The following is a 13,134-nucleotide window of genomic DNA, read 5'->3' on the forward strand; positions in this document are numbered from 1 at the left end:
TGATGTTAAGTAGAGACATTGTCCAATATTCCAAGATCCGCACCGAGTTATACGCTTATCTTACCTATTTGTTTTCGCACAATATCCGCAACCACCTCCCTGAAATCACTTTGGATTATTTAAACAAACAGATCAGAAAAATGCACGCTGAAATCAAAATGGCAAAAAGTTTTTTTGTGTTAGACGCTAAGGGCATGCTAATTCTTAAGCCAAGCCAACTTAAAGAGCATGGGCATAAGGAGGGGATATTAGAGCATGATTTAACAGAAGGGATTGAATTAGAATCGCATGCCAGCTTTAGCGATAAATACTATTTTTATCAAGCCGTGAGTGAAAAGCGTTGCATTTTAACCGATCCTTACCCTTCTAAAAAAGGAAACCATTTAGTAGTGAGCGCATCTTACCCGGTGTATGATCAAAATAACGATCTAGCGTTTGTGGTGTGCTTGCAAATCCCTTTGAGAGTGGCGATTGAAATCAGCTCGCCTTCAAAGTATTTCAGGACCTTTAGCGAAGGGAGCATGGTCATGTATTTTATGATTTCTATCATGCTCACTTTAGTGTCGTTGCTTTTATTTGTGAAATGCATTTCTAGCTTTTGGACAGCGATTGTTAATTTTAGCAGTTTTGACATTAAAGAAGTGTTCCACCCCATTGTGCTTTTAACCCTAGCCTTAGCCACCTTTGATCTGGTCAAGGCGATTTTTGAAGAGGAAGTTTTGGGTAAAAATAGCGGGGACAACCACCATGCGATCCACCGCACGATGATCAGGTTTTTAGGATCTATCATTATCGCATTAGCCATTGAAGCGTTAATGTTAGTGTTTAAATTCAGCGTGAGCGAGCCGGATAAAATCACTTATGCGGTGTATTTGGCTATCGGTGTGGCGGTGCTTTTGATCAGTTTAGCGATTTATGTTAAATTCGCTTATAGCGTGTTGCCCAAACGAGAACGCTAAGAGTTTAAAAACCTTTTTTTTAAGCGTTTGAAAATCTTACTCAATCTAAAAAAGACATATTCTAAAAGGGTTTTTGGATTGAGTAGGGGGGCAAGAAGTTCAAAGGTTTTTTGTTTGTCTTGAAGGCTTAAACATTCTGTCATTTGCTTAAGGAATTTCACGGAATATTCAGCGTAAAAAGGGGTTTTTAAAAGAATCTCATGCCATTCTTTAGAATATAAAGCAGTGGGTGAAATCCAAGGTTTTCCTACAAAATAAAAATGCAGCATGACGATTTCTTTTTTGTCAGGAATGAAGCGTTTTTGATTGGCCATGAAAGGGTGGGCGTTATAAATATAAGGTAATTGTAAAACTTTTTGATAGCATGCGAGCGTTAAAAGATCCTGTTCAGGGCAAAACACGCGCTGGCCTTTTTGATGGGCTAAATTGAGTAAGCGCTCCTCTAATTTATCAGCCCGCCATAGCTTTAAATTCACGACTAAAAATCCGGCGTTATAATTGCTTTCATAGATGATTTGCATATCGCTTTCATTAAGGTAATGCTCATAAAGGGAAAAGGCTTGACGAGGGTCTTTTTCTCGCGCTATTTGAAAATGTTTAGGGCTTTTATCGGAAGCAAAATCTTTAGCCGCTCCAAAATAATAGCCATCTAGCGGGATAAAAAAACTTCCGCTCACATCGTTTAAAAACAAAGTGTCCGCATCAAACATGATGATTTTGTCGTATTGCGGGAATAAAGAAGCCAAAAACAAGCGGCACATGACCATTTTAGAAAAGCGCGTTTTAGCGTAAATATTGAGTTGCAAAAAAGCTTCATGGATTTTATCAATCACAAAAGGTTCTACTGAAGGGGTGTAAAGATTAGGGGTTGAAATGTCTAAAAAATCTACGCTCGCAAAAGCGCTAAAGGGGGCTAGAGTTTCTTTTAATTTTTGTTGGTTTTCTATGCTTAAATTATCCACCAGGCAGTGGATTTTATAAAAAAGTTTTTTATCATGGTGTTTTGTTTTAGCGCAAGCCAGCATGGAATACAGGCTCACGCCAGCCGGAATGGCATAATGATTGTCAAAAGCGATGACAATAGGAATAGTAATACTCATTTTAAGTGGTTTTCCTAAAATAGGTTTTTAATTAAATTTAATCCAAAAGTTGAATTTATTTTTTGACAATATTATACTATAATAACCAATTAGATTGGGGTTTTACTGATTTTTCTTTGTGTGAGCTTTGGCTTAGTTTTGTAAGGAATGAGATGATAAAGAGTTGGACTAAAAAGTGGTTTTTGATTTTATTTTTAATGGCAAGTTGTTTCAGTTATTTGGTGGCTACAACCGGTGAGAAATATTTTAAGATGGCCAATCAAGCCCTTAAGAGAGGGGATTACCATAAAGCGGTGGCTTTTTATAAGAGGAGCTGTAATTTGAGGGTGGGGGTTGGTTGCACGAGTTTAGGCTCTATGTATGAATATGGCGACGGCGTGGATCAGAATATTTCAAAAGCCGTTTTCTATTACAGAAGAGGGTGCAATTTAAGGAATCATCTCGCTTGCGCGAGTTTAGGCTCTATGTATGAAGATGGCGATGGCGTTCAAAAAAACCTTCCAAAGGCTCTCTATTATTATAGGAGAGGGTGCCACTTAAAGGGTGGGGTGAGTTGTGGGAGTTTGGGTTTTATGTATTTTAATGGCGTGGGCGTTAAACAAAATTACGCCAAAGCCCTTTCTCTTTCTAAATACGCTTGCAGTTTGAATTATGGCGTTAGTTGTAACTTTGTAGGGTATATGTATAGGAGCGCCAAAGGCGTGGAACAGGATTTGAAAAAAGCCCTTGCGAATTTTAAAAGAGGGTGTCATTTAAAAGACGGGGCGAGCTGTGTGAGCTTGGGATATTTGTATGAAGCCGGTATGAATGTCAAACAAAATGAAGAGCAGGCTTTGAATCTTTATAAAAAAGGTTGCTCTTTAAAAGAAGGGAGCGGTTGTCATAATGTGGCGGTGATGTATTACACGGGCAAGGGCGCTCCAAAGGATTTAGATAAAGCCATTTCATATTACAAAAAAGGGTGCACTTTAGGCTTTAGTGGTAGTTGTAAGGTGTTAGAAGTGATTGGCAAGGAGTCTGATAATTTGCAAGATGACGTGCAAAACGACACGCAAGATAGCGTGCAATAAGCCCAAAGCTAAAGGCTAGAAACAATTCTCAAAACTCATCTTATAGGAATCTTTCACCTCTCTTGCTATTCAAATAGGGATTGAAGCGTCTCTATTGATGGGTATTGAGACAAAAATCTGCAAATCTAGGGTTTGGATTTATTCTCATATTGATAATAAAACACTCAAAGGCGTTTTAAAACAAATATAAAAGAGCTCACACCAGACACAAGCGATAATTTTTAAAGTGCTTCTTTAGGGGATTTAATGGGGTTAAAGGGGGTGTTATTTTAAATCCCCCTATCCGCTTTGAAAAATAACTTCACCACAAAACAAAAATTAACTATAAGAAAGCTTAAAAACAAGTTTTTTAAAAAAGAATATTGAATAAAGCTTTCATGTTTGAATAAAACAAAAAACCTTTATTTAATCAAAATAAAATTAAAAATCCAATCAAAAAGGAGTTTTATAACTTTTTATAGGAATTTTACAAGCCTATAGCAACAAAATTTTTTGTTGGTTTTCATTGTTGAAGCGCCCAAACGCTAAAGCGATTGGGCTTCCTAGGCTGATGTTGGGGGAAAGTTTGATTCTCACTCTGTGTCCCTAATCATAGGGATTTTACAGAGTTTGATCTCCAACGCATTCCCTATTGGGATGAATGCTTGGGTGGTTTAAAAAATACTTTGAGCCTTTTTGCATTTCACTCAATATTCGTATAAAGCGCAACCACATCATCATCGTCTTCAATCCTGTCCAGTAATTTTTCGGTAAGCTCCATTTGCTCGTCATTCAATTCAATGGGCGTTGTGGCGATGCGTTGCAAACCCGCTTTTAAAATGGGCAATCTCAAGCTTTCAAACCCCTCATTTAAAAGCTTGAAGCTGTTATAATCCCCCCTAATAATGATCTTGTCTCCCACTTCTTCTAATTCTTCCAAACCATAATCAATGAGAGCGAATTCTAAATCTTCTAGGCTGAGTTTTAAATTTTCCACTTCATTTTTCAAGCATTCAAACACGCTTTTTCTATTAAACATAAACTCTAAAGAGCCATTAGGCACGATGCTTGCCCCTTGCGTTTTATTGAAATAGCTTTTAAGGTTGGCAATGGTTCTGGTGGGGTTATCAGTCATGCATTCCATGATGATTAGCACGCCAAAATTCGCCTTACCTTCATAAGTGATTTCACTCAAATTCCCTTCTTTACTGCTCGCTCTTTTAATCGCTGCGTCAATATTGTCTTTAGGCATGTTTTGCGCTTTAGCGTTTAAAATCGCTGTTCGTAGTTTGGCATTCGTGTCCGGCTCGCTCCCGCCATCTTTTGCCGCTAGAGTGATCGCTTTGGCGAGCTTGGGGAAAACCTTACTCATCTTATCCCATCGTTTTTCTTTGGCCGCTCTTCTGTATTCAAACGCTCGTCCCATTCAATTCCTTTGTAATAAGTTAGCCACTTCTTTAGCATGATAGCTGATAATCATATCCGCTCCCGCTCTTTTAAAACAAGTCATCGTTTCTAATAAAACGCTTTCATAGTTGATCAGGTTGTGTTTTTGCGCGAGTTTGAGCATGGCGTATTCCCCGCTCACGTTATAGAGCGCTAAAGGGAGCAAAGTGTGATCTCTAATCTCTTTAACAATATCCAAATACGCCAAAGCCGGCTTCACCATTAAAATATCCGCGCCCTGTTTTTCATCTTCTAAACTTTCTAAAAGCGCTTCTTTTTGGTTAGCGTAATCCATTTGATAGCTTTTGCGATCGCCAAAACTCGGTGCAGAATTGGCTACATCTCTAAAAGGCCCATAATAGCTGCTCGCAAATTTAGTGGAATAGCTCATGATGGGCGTGTGGGTATAGCCGGCGTTATCTAGCGTTTTCCTCAAGCTTAAAACATTGCCATCCATCATGTTGCTTGGGGCTAGAATATCCACACCGCTTTCGGCTAAAATAAGCCCTTGAAGATTTAAAATCTCTAGCGTTTTGTCGTTAGACACAGAAGCGTTTTCTAAAATCCCGCAATGCCCATGGTCGGTGTACTCGCAAAAACACAAATCCGCTATAACGATTAAATCCTTAAATCGTTTTTTAATTTCTCTCGTGGCTTTTGCGACAATGTGATCCTTGTTTAACGCATGGCTTCCTGTAGCGTCCTTATGTTTAGGAATGCCAAACAATAAAACGGCTTTGATGCCTAAACCCACTAATTCTTCGCATTCTTTTAAAAGAGACTCGATACTCATTTGATACACGCCAGGCATGGAGCTGATTTCATTTTTAATATAACTATCGCTTTCTATGACAAATAAGGGAGCGATGAAATCATTAATATTTAAATGCGTTTCTCTTAACATCGCTCTTAAATTTTCGCTGCTTCGTAATCTTCTCAATCGTTTGAACATGTTCTCTCTTTATTGTTTTTCTTTAACCCCACAATTGGCTTTTTCTGTTCCCTTCATTCCGCTCATCTCTCTCAAATTTTCGGGGGGGGGGGGGTAGCTCTTCATTATCCTCTTCTAAATCGTAAAAACTATTAAAAACGCAATCATGGATAGTGAAACAAATTCTCCCATTGCTGTAATGATAGCTCAAATTCAATCCCATAGCCTCTAAAGCGTTTTTAATGATATACATGCCCAACCCAAAACCATGGGCTTGGCTGGGGTTAGAAGATTTAAAATAAGGTTGCAAATACTTTTCAAAATCTTCTTTTAAAGGCTTGCTTTTATTAGACACCACTAGATTATTTCCTATGAAATCCAAAAACACCTGTTTGTCATCGCTGTATTTAATCGCATTATCTACCATGTTTTTTAACGCTATAGCAAACAATTCAAAATCCGCTTCAATGATGTAATTGGAAGAGGATACATGGATAGGGCTTTCTTTATCCATATCAATTAAAAGCATTTTTTCAATTTTATCGATCAAATCGCTCATTAAAAATTTTTCTTTATTGTTCCCATAATTTTTGGAAGCGAGCTGCTCAATGCGGGCAAATTGCTCAATCAGCATGTTCAAGTGATCAAATATAGATGAAAAGCGTTTGCAAGACAGCTCTTCTTTGAGCATAGAGCTTAGTATCTTGCCCTTAGTGATAGGGGTGCGTAGTTCATGCATGATAGAGCGCAAAAATAAAACCCGAGACTCATTCATCGCATTGATTTTTTGGATGCAATTGTCAAATTCGTTAGCCAGATCCCCTATTTCATCTTTTTGCTTGCTTTTACAACTCACGCTTTTATCCCCTTGAGCGAAGCGTTTCACTCGGGATCTTAACTCTCTTAAGGGCAACAAACTCTGCAAAACAAATAAAAAGAGGAATAAAATCAATAATAAACCCACTGTAATCGCTAAGAAATAATTCCTATAAGAAACCGAATGCAAATCTTTATAAAGCACAAAATGTTCATCCTTTTTTAAAAGGATAAAAACCATATCGCTGAATTTAAACACTTCAGCATACCCAATATTCCTGTGGTGCAACTGGTGGCGTCTTTTGGCTAAAACCTTTTCTAAATTTTCTATCGTGGTTTCTCTAAAACCAATTTTATAGAGGTAATCTTCTATGGCTCTATAATCAGAGTAGTTATTTAAAATTTCATTGATAGTGGTAACAAACTGGTAATGGCGCATTTCGTTTTGATATTTTTCGTGACTGATTTGAGAAGACACGACATAGTAAGCGAACGCTCCAAAACTAAAGAGCGTTATCATAAACAAAGCGACAACTTTAAAAAAGATAGAGAAACGCAAAACCCCTTAACTCCTTATTAGAATATCAGTATTCTAATTTATAACCAATCCCTCTAACAGAGATGATGTATTGCGGTTGTTTAGGATTTTTTTCAATCTTAGATCGCAAACGGCCAATGATCACATCAATGCTTTTATTAGAGCTTTCAGGGTTGATGCTCTCGCTCTCAATCGCAATGCTTTCACGGCTAAACACATAACCTTTTTTGCTAATGAGAAGCGAAAGGATTTCATATTCAGCCCTAGTTAAGTCTAGCTTTTTTTCATGCATATACACTTCTCGGCTATCCTTATCTACCCTAAAGATATTCGCATCGCCTGGCTCACTCACTTCTTCTTTTTTATGAGAACGCCTGAGTAAGGATTGGATGCGAGCTAACAATTCCTTAGGATCATAGGGTTTAGGGAGATAATCATCAGCCCCGTAATCTAGCGCTTTAATCTTATCTTCCACATCGCTTCTTGCTGAAGAAATAATAATAGGGATATGTTTTTGTTTGGAGATGCGCCTACACACTTCAAGCCCGTCTAAATTAGGCAAAGTCAAATCCAACAACAACAAATCATAATTTTGTGTGTTAGCCGCACTAAGACCGGTATATGGCTCATCGTAATTGGTTACATGAATGCCATGTTGGAGCAAAAACTCGCTCAAAAACTCGGCTAATTCTATATCATCTTCTATCATTAAAACTTCTATCATACTTCAATTAACTCCTTCAATGATTTTTACAACTTTAAAAACGATTAACTCTGTTAATGTTTTAAGGGCTTTATTTTAGCATTTTATTACTAAAGATACCTTAAAGATGTCTTAAAAATAAAAATTCAAAACATTATCATAGTTATTAATGGAAATTAAGGCTTTGTTTTCATGGAATATTGAAAATTAAAAAGCACTTTGAGTGTTTTTTACCCTCAAAAGAGCCTGCATAAGCAAGCGATAATTTCTTATTTTAGGGGGGCTAAAAGGGGGAGAATGATTTCAAAATACCCCTATCCCCTTAAGGAAATGAGTTTAAAATAAAGTAACTAAAACCCCATTTTTTAAAATTAAAATAAGATTTCAGCGTCAGTATTTAATTAAAACAAAACTTTATTTTTGCATGCTACTTCGTGTTTTCTCGCTCCAAAGATTCCAATCGTTTTTCAAGCACGCTCAATTGGTATTGCAAGAAACGCGCCACTAAATCCAAACGCTTCAGCGCTTCTTTTTCGTTTAAGGCTTGCATGCCTTTAAACAACACTAAGGTCCTCTCTAGTAAGTTTTTTAAAAAAACCCGCTCGCTTGAAATTAACACTTGCGTGGGGTTTTTGGGCGTGATTTCTTCTATAATGATTCCTTTTGTTTCTTCTTCTTTTTCTTCTGTGATTTTTTCTTGCGTTTCTATTTTAGCAGCGTTTTTTGGCTCTAAAGGGGTGTTTTGAGGGTTTGGGGTGTTTTGCAAATAGGGAGGCGTTTTAAAAAAAGAGGGCGTTTTTTGCGCCGCATCAAAGTTATTATCAATGGTTTTAGCCATTTTTTCAATTTCATTGAGAGTTTCTGAAATAATGTTTTTCAATTCCATTCTACCAGCCATTGTTCTAAATTTTCAACGCTCAAAAAATCCCCTTTGATAAAATTCAAATAGTGCCGCTCTAATAGCGCGTCTTGCTTGAAAGGAGCGCCATTTTTTTGGATTTTTTCCAAACGCTTTATTTGTTTTAACGCCTCTGCATGGTCAGGGGTTTTTTTTAAAATATTAGTATAAATTTGCAACGCTTCTTCAAAAAACCCTTGTTCTTCATAAATACGAGCGAGCGTGATAGTTTCTAATGGCATGCGTTTCTCTTAATCGTTTATAACACCTAATCTCTAAACGCCATTTTTAGACTCTACTTGGGTGCGTAAAAAACTAAAAGCCGGTAAGGGTGCGGGCAATCGCACCAAATTCACATTCCCGCTATGGATGGTTTCTAACTCGGTGTTATTTTCTAAAAGGATTTTATACAGCACTAAATAAGAGCGTTTGTCAAAGGTATAGATCTTGCCAATTTCATTGACTATGGGCGTGATAGCCGCATTTTTGGGGGCGATGATTTCATAAGCTATGTTAGTGGTGGTGGTGAATTTGCATGCAAAAAAACGCCCGTCTTCTGTGATTTCGCCATTGACTTGAAAATCCCCTTCGCTAATGGCTGTTTGGTGGTTTTGAGTGTCCAACCTTTCAAAAGGCCTTCGCATCAAATAACCGTCCGTAAAACCCCTGTTTTTAAGCGTGTTCAATTCGCTAGCATAAAAACTCGGCTTTAAGGTGTTATGGTAAAAATCATCAACCGCTAAACGATAGATGCGCGTGGTTTGCGCGGCGTAGTAACTGGACTTGGTACGCCCTTCAATCTTAAGCGCGCTAATGGCGTTGGAACTTAAAATTTCAGCGATATGACTAGAGAGATTCAAGTCTTTAGCGTTAAAAATATGCGTGCCTACGCCCTCTTCTTCAACCAACCTCATCATCACGCCGTTATCAGGGTTTTTCACATAATATTCATAATCAAACCGGCAATCGTTCGCGCAACTCCCTCTATTAGGCACGCGTCCCTTTTGTAAAGCCGAAATCAAGCAACGCCCTGAAAAGGCAAAGCACATGCTCCCATGCACAAAGATTTCTAATTCCAAATTAGGTAAGGCTTTTTTAATCTCAATCGCATCATTCAGGCTCAATTCCCTAGCGCACACGATGCGTTTAACCCCTAAATCATAAAACACTTGCGCATCGAGCAAATTTAAGACATTCGCTTGCGTGGATAAATGGATAGGAATATGCGGGGCGATTTTTGAAGCGAGCTTGATGACACCAGGTGCAGCGATAATGAAAGCGTCTGGTTTTAGCTCTGCCATTTTATAAAGATGTTCTTCTAAAAGTTTGAGCTGTGAATTGAAAGGGAAACCATTGATGGTCGCATAGACTTTTTTATCCAACGCATGGGCGTAGTCAATCCCTTCTTTAAAGGTCTCTAAAGTAAATTCCTTGCTAGCGCGATTGCGTAAAGAAAAATGGCTCACCCCCCCATAAACCGCATCAGCCCCATAGTTGAGAGCGATTTTAAGTTTCTTTAAATTACCGGCTGGAGAGAGTAATTCAACTTGATTCAAAACTACTTGGCTCCAAAAGAAGCGATCAAAGCTTCAATATCATCAGCACTGGCTAAATCTTTGTCGTCATCGCCGGTGATAAAAGTCGCTGAACTCACGCGCTTAGAATCATCAATTTTGCCCTCAAAAAGCGAATTCATGTATTGGCTGAGCGCTCGCATGACATTAACCACTCGCTCAATTTTTTGGCGGTGGATGTCTTGAAACTGCATAATATCCATCGCTTGCATGGAGCTATCAGAGCAATTGGTGGCCTCTTCTTCAATGCTCTTAAGGGCGTTTAGGATTTCTTGTTGCTCATTGAGCGCGGTTTTAAAAGATTCAACATGGGGGAAATGACCATGCAAATTTTCAAAAATTTCTTGGTGTTTTTGCAAAGGTTCTTGGATTTTTTTAACCATTTTAGCGATCTTTTCAGCACTAGCCCCGATCAGATCCAATTGATCAAAAATCTGCGTGGCTTTCACTTCAGAATCTCTTGTAACATCGTCTAATTGATGCACGACCTTATGTTCTTCAGTGGGGGGAGGGGGAGGCCATTCATTGGGGCTAATCTTGCCGTATTTTTCAGCATCTTCTTTTTTGACGGTCATTTTTTCACTAGAACCGGAATTCTCTTTACTCTCTTTAGGCTCTTCTTTAGTTTCCTCTTTGGCCTTTTCTTTAGCCTCTAGGGCTTCCAAGTTTTCTAAATCGCCACCATTCATCAAAGCGTCTAATTCTTCTTGTGTCATTGTTGTTCCTTGCCAATTGGTTTTAAAAAGCGTTTTATAGTAACCATAATTGATTGGCTGTCATTTTAGCGCACTTAAGCTTTAGCAATCAAAACGCCCTCTAAAATCGCATCAATATCGCCATCTAATATCGCTTCCACATTGCTATAAGCGGTGTTGGAGCGCGCGTCTTTGACTTGCTGGTAGGGGGCTAAAACATAGCTTCTTATTTGATGCCCCCAGCCGATCTCGCTTTTTTCTTCATTTTTGGTGTTGCTTTGCTGCTTTTCTAATTCCAATTCATAAAGCTTGGATTTAAGCATTTTTAACGCGCTCGCCTTGTTTTTATGCTGGCTCCTGTCGTTTTGGCATTGCACCACAATACCGGTAGGGAAATGCGTGATCCTAACCGCGCTTTCTGTTTTATTGACATGCTGACCGCCTGCCCCACTGGCTCTGTAATAATCGTAGCGGACATCTTTTTCATCAATTTCTATATCAATATCATCGTCCAATTCAGGGCTAATTTGCACGCTCGCAAAACTCGTGTGCCGTTTGGCGTTCGCATCAAAGGGCGAAATCCTTACAAGCCTATGCACCCCGTTTTCATTTTTCAAATAGCCATAAGCGTTTTCGCCCTTAATGATAAAGGCGACTCCTTTAATGCCCGCTTCTTCGCCATCTTGATAATCTAAAATCTCGCTTTTAAAGCCCCTTCTTTCTGCCCACCTCAAATACATGCGATACAAAATACTCGCCCAATCCTGGCTTTCAGTCCCCCCCGCTCCAGGCTGAATGGTGATAATAGCGTTTGAGGCGTCATTTTCACCGCTTAACATGATTTCAATTTCCACTTTTTGGACGCTGTGTTCTAAAATGGGAGCCTCTTCATAGAGTAAGGATAAAGTAGTCTCATCGTTATCGTTTTGAGCGAGTTCAAACAATTCCACGCTTTCATCTAAAGAATTTTTGGTTTTTTGATAGGTTTCTAGCAAGCGGTTCAAGCGCACTTTCTCTTTATTGGTGTCTCTAGCCTTTAAGACATCTTGCCAAAAATTAGGGTCTTCTTGCTCTTTTTCAATGCGCTCTAATTCCTGTTTGATTTTTTCAGGCTTGATGATTAAAGCGATATTATCGCATTTGTTTTGCAGGCTTTTTAACAATTCGCTATAGGTGTAGTTATCCACAAACAGAACCTTTATGAGTGGGGTTTTGAACTTGTCATTATAGCATTGTTAGAGGCCATTTTAATTTTCAAACCTTAAAATTTCAATTTCGCCCTGAACCAATCCCACTCCTTCATCAATTAGAGCGATAGAATCCACTTGCGCAAGGGCTTGAATCGCTCCTGATTCATAGCGGTTGTTGTTGTAAGGAATGAATTGGTTGTTTGAATAGTTGCCTAAAATCAAATGCGTCCGTTTGTTACTAAGCTTTAAAGGGGTATTGATTTGAGCCTTAAAGGGGTTTAGTTTAAAATCTTTATTCAAGGATAACCGCTCCAATAAGGGTAGAATCAAAACTCGTAAAACGACTAAGCAACTCAAAGGATTACCCGGTAAGCCTATAATAATGCTTTGATTGAGTCGGGCTAAAGTTACCGGTTTTCCAGGTTTGAGATTGACTTTTTCGTAATAAAAAAGGGCGTTTTTTTCTTTCAAGGCGTCTTTAAAAAAGTCTTTATCCCCCACGCTCACCCCCGCGCTTGAAAGGATGACATCATAGTCTTGCAATTCAAGTATTTTAAGCTGTAAATTTTTATCGTCTTTTAAAACCCCTAGAAAATGCGTGTTGTAGTTTTTAAGCATGTTAAAAACACCCACTGAATTCACATCATAAACTTGGCATTCTAGGGCGTTTTGCCCTAAAGGCACTAATTCATCGCCGCTGCTAAAGAGAGCGATTTTTAATTTCCTAAACGCTTTGATTTCTTTGAACCCTTGAGAGGCAATGAGCGCGATATGCCCATAATTCAAACGGGTATTTTTAGGGACTAAAACGCTGTTTAAAGAAGCGTTTTCGCCCTTTTGACGGATATTGGCGTTTATTTTAAAATCTTTGGGGGCTAGAGCGGAATTTTCATGGCTTTCTAGCATGCATTCTATAGGGATAATCGTTTCTATTCCCTTTGGCACCATCGCTCCAGTCATGATTTTAACGCATTCATTTTCTTTAACTTCTAAAGCGCTCACATCATCTCCGGCAAAAATGCGCTGAATGACTTGAGTTTTTTTACCTAAATCCTGCATTTTAAACCCATAGCCATCCATTGCACTTTGATTGAATTTAGGCAAAGCGTGAACGCAAATAATATCTTCTGCTAAAATGCGCCCTGCGCTTTCAAACAAAGAGATAACCTCTATTTCTAAGGGTTTTAGGGGAATGCTAGAATGGATTTTTAGAGCTTCTTTAAAACTAATCATGT

At 38.6% G+C, this 13,134-nt stretch carries 13 protein-coding genes; 2 read left to right on the forward strand and 11 right to left on the reverse strand.

Annotation, left to right across the window (positions count from 1 at the left end):
• The first annotated feature begins 2 nt into the window (after nucleotides 1-2).
• Nucleotides 3-959, forward strand: coding sequence for a PDC sensor domain-containing protein (locus tag H7N69_RS01620; protein WP_127971725.1), 957 nt, complete (start codon nucleotides 3-5; stop codon nucleotides 957-959).
• On the opposite strand, the gene rfaJ is transcribed toward H7N69_RS01620, so the two are convergent.
• A complete protein-coding gene (gene rfaJ, locus H7N69_RS01625; protein ID WP_187884592.1) occupies nucleotides 956-2,059 on the reverse strand; it encodes an HP0159 family lipopolysaccharide 1,6-glucosyltransferase in 1,104 nt (367 codons plus the stop codon). The two genes, H7N69_RS01620 and rfaJ, sit on opposite strands and share 4 nt — an antisense overlap.
• 152 nt (nucleotides 2,060-2,211) lie before the next feature.
• Here rfaJ and H7N69_RS01630 point away from each other — a divergent pair, with 152 nt between their 5' ends.
• On the forward strand, nucleotides 2,212-3,129 hold the full coding sequence (locus H7N69_RS01630) for a tetratricopeptide repeat protein (protein ID WP_187884593.1): 918 nt from the start codon (nucleotides 2,212-2,214) through the stop codon (nucleotides 3,127-3,129).
• Between the two features lie 682 nt (nucleotides 3,130-3,811).
• Here H7N69_RS01630 and H7N69_RS01635 read toward each other — a convergent pair.
• The 10 genes from H7N69_RS01635 to H7N69_RS01680 all read right to left on the reverse strand — a co-directional run bounded on the left by H7N69_RS01635 (nucleotide 3,812) and on the right by H7N69_RS01680 (nucleotide 13,132).
• Nucleotides 3,812-4,534: a YebC/PmpR family DNA-binding transcriptional regulator gene (locus H7N69_RS01635; protein ID WP_000532092.1), complete on the reverse strand. Its 723-nt coding sequence runs from the start codon at nucleotides 4,532-4,534 to the stop codon at nucleotides 3,812-3,814.
• On the reverse strand, nucleotides 4,535-5,506 hold the full coding sequence (hemB, locus tag H7N69_RS01640; protein WP_187884594.1) for a porphobilinogen synthase: 972 nt from the start codon (nucleotides 5,504-5,506) through the stop codon (nucleotides 4,535-4,537).
• 22 nt (nucleotides 5,507-5,528) lie between these two features.
• Nucleotides 5,529-6,860 carry an acid-sensing histidine kinase ArsS gene (arsS, locus tag H7N69_RS01645; protein WP_187884595.1) on the reverse strand — a complete coding sequence of 444 codons (1,332 nt, stop codon included), beginning with the start codon at nucleotides 6,858-6,860 and terminating at the stop codon, nucleotides 5,529-5,531.
• 25 nt (nucleotides 6,861-6,885) lie between these two features.
• The gene (gene arsR, locus H7N69_RS01650) at nucleotides 6,886-7,563 is read right to left on the reverse strand and encodes an acid response regulator transcription factor ArsR (protein WP_000573732.1); all 678 of its coding nucleotides are present in this window, start codon (nucleotides 7,561-7,563) and stop codon (nucleotides 6,886-6,888) included.
• 406 nt (nucleotides 7,564-7,969) lie between these two features.
• Nucleotides 7,970-8,428: a CiaD-like domain-containing protein gene (locus H7N69_RS01655; RefSeq protein WP_187884638.1), complete on the reverse strand. Its 459-nt coding sequence runs from the start codon at nucleotides 8,426-8,428 to the stop codon at nucleotides 7,970-7,972.
• Nucleotides 8,419-8,682, reverse strand: coding sequence for a tetratricopeptide repeat protein (locus H7N69_RS01660; protein WP_039082260.1), 264 nt, complete (start codon nucleotides 8,680-8,682; stop codon nucleotides 8,419-8,421). Before H7N69_RS01660 ends, H7N69_RS01655 begins: the two co-directional genes overlap by 10 nt.
• Nucleotides 8,683-8,715: 33 nt before the next feature.
• On the reverse strand, nucleotides 8,716-9,996 hold the full coding sequence (locus H7N69_RS01665; protein WP_187884596.1) for a peptidase U32 family protein: 1,281 nt from the start codon (nucleotides 9,994-9,996) through the stop codon (nucleotides 8,716-8,718).
• Nucleotides 9,997-9,998: 2 nt separating this feature from the next.
• Entirely contained in the window at nucleotides 9,999-10,730 is a 732-nt protein-coding gene (cheZ, locus tag H7N69_RS01670) for a protein phosphatase CheZ (protein WP_000190000.1), read from the reverse strand.
• A gap of 74 nt (nucleotides 10,731-10,804) precedes the next feature.
• On the reverse strand, nucleotides 10,805-11,896 hold the full coding sequence (gene prfB, locus H7N69_RS01675; protein ID WP_187884597.1) for a peptide chain release factor 2: 1,092 nt from the start codon (nucleotides 11,894-11,896) through the stop codon (nucleotides 10,805-10,807).
• A 60-nt stretch (nucleotides 11,897-11,956) separates the two neighbouring features.
• The gene (locus H7N69_RS01680) at nucleotides 11,957-13,132 is read right to left on the reverse strand and encodes a molybdopterin molybdotransferase MoeA (protein WP_187884598.1); all 1,176 of its coding nucleotides are present in this window, start codon (nucleotides 13,130-13,132) and stop codon (nucleotides 11,957-11,959) included.
• Between the last annotated feature and the right edge of the window lie 2 nt (nucleotides 13,133-13,134).

It is taken from the genome of Helicobacter pylori, assembly GCF_014497725.1.
GTDB classification, from domain to species: domain Bacteria; phylum Campylobacterota; class Campylobacteria; order Campylobacterales; family Helicobacteraceae; genus Helicobacter; species Helicobacter pylori_DE.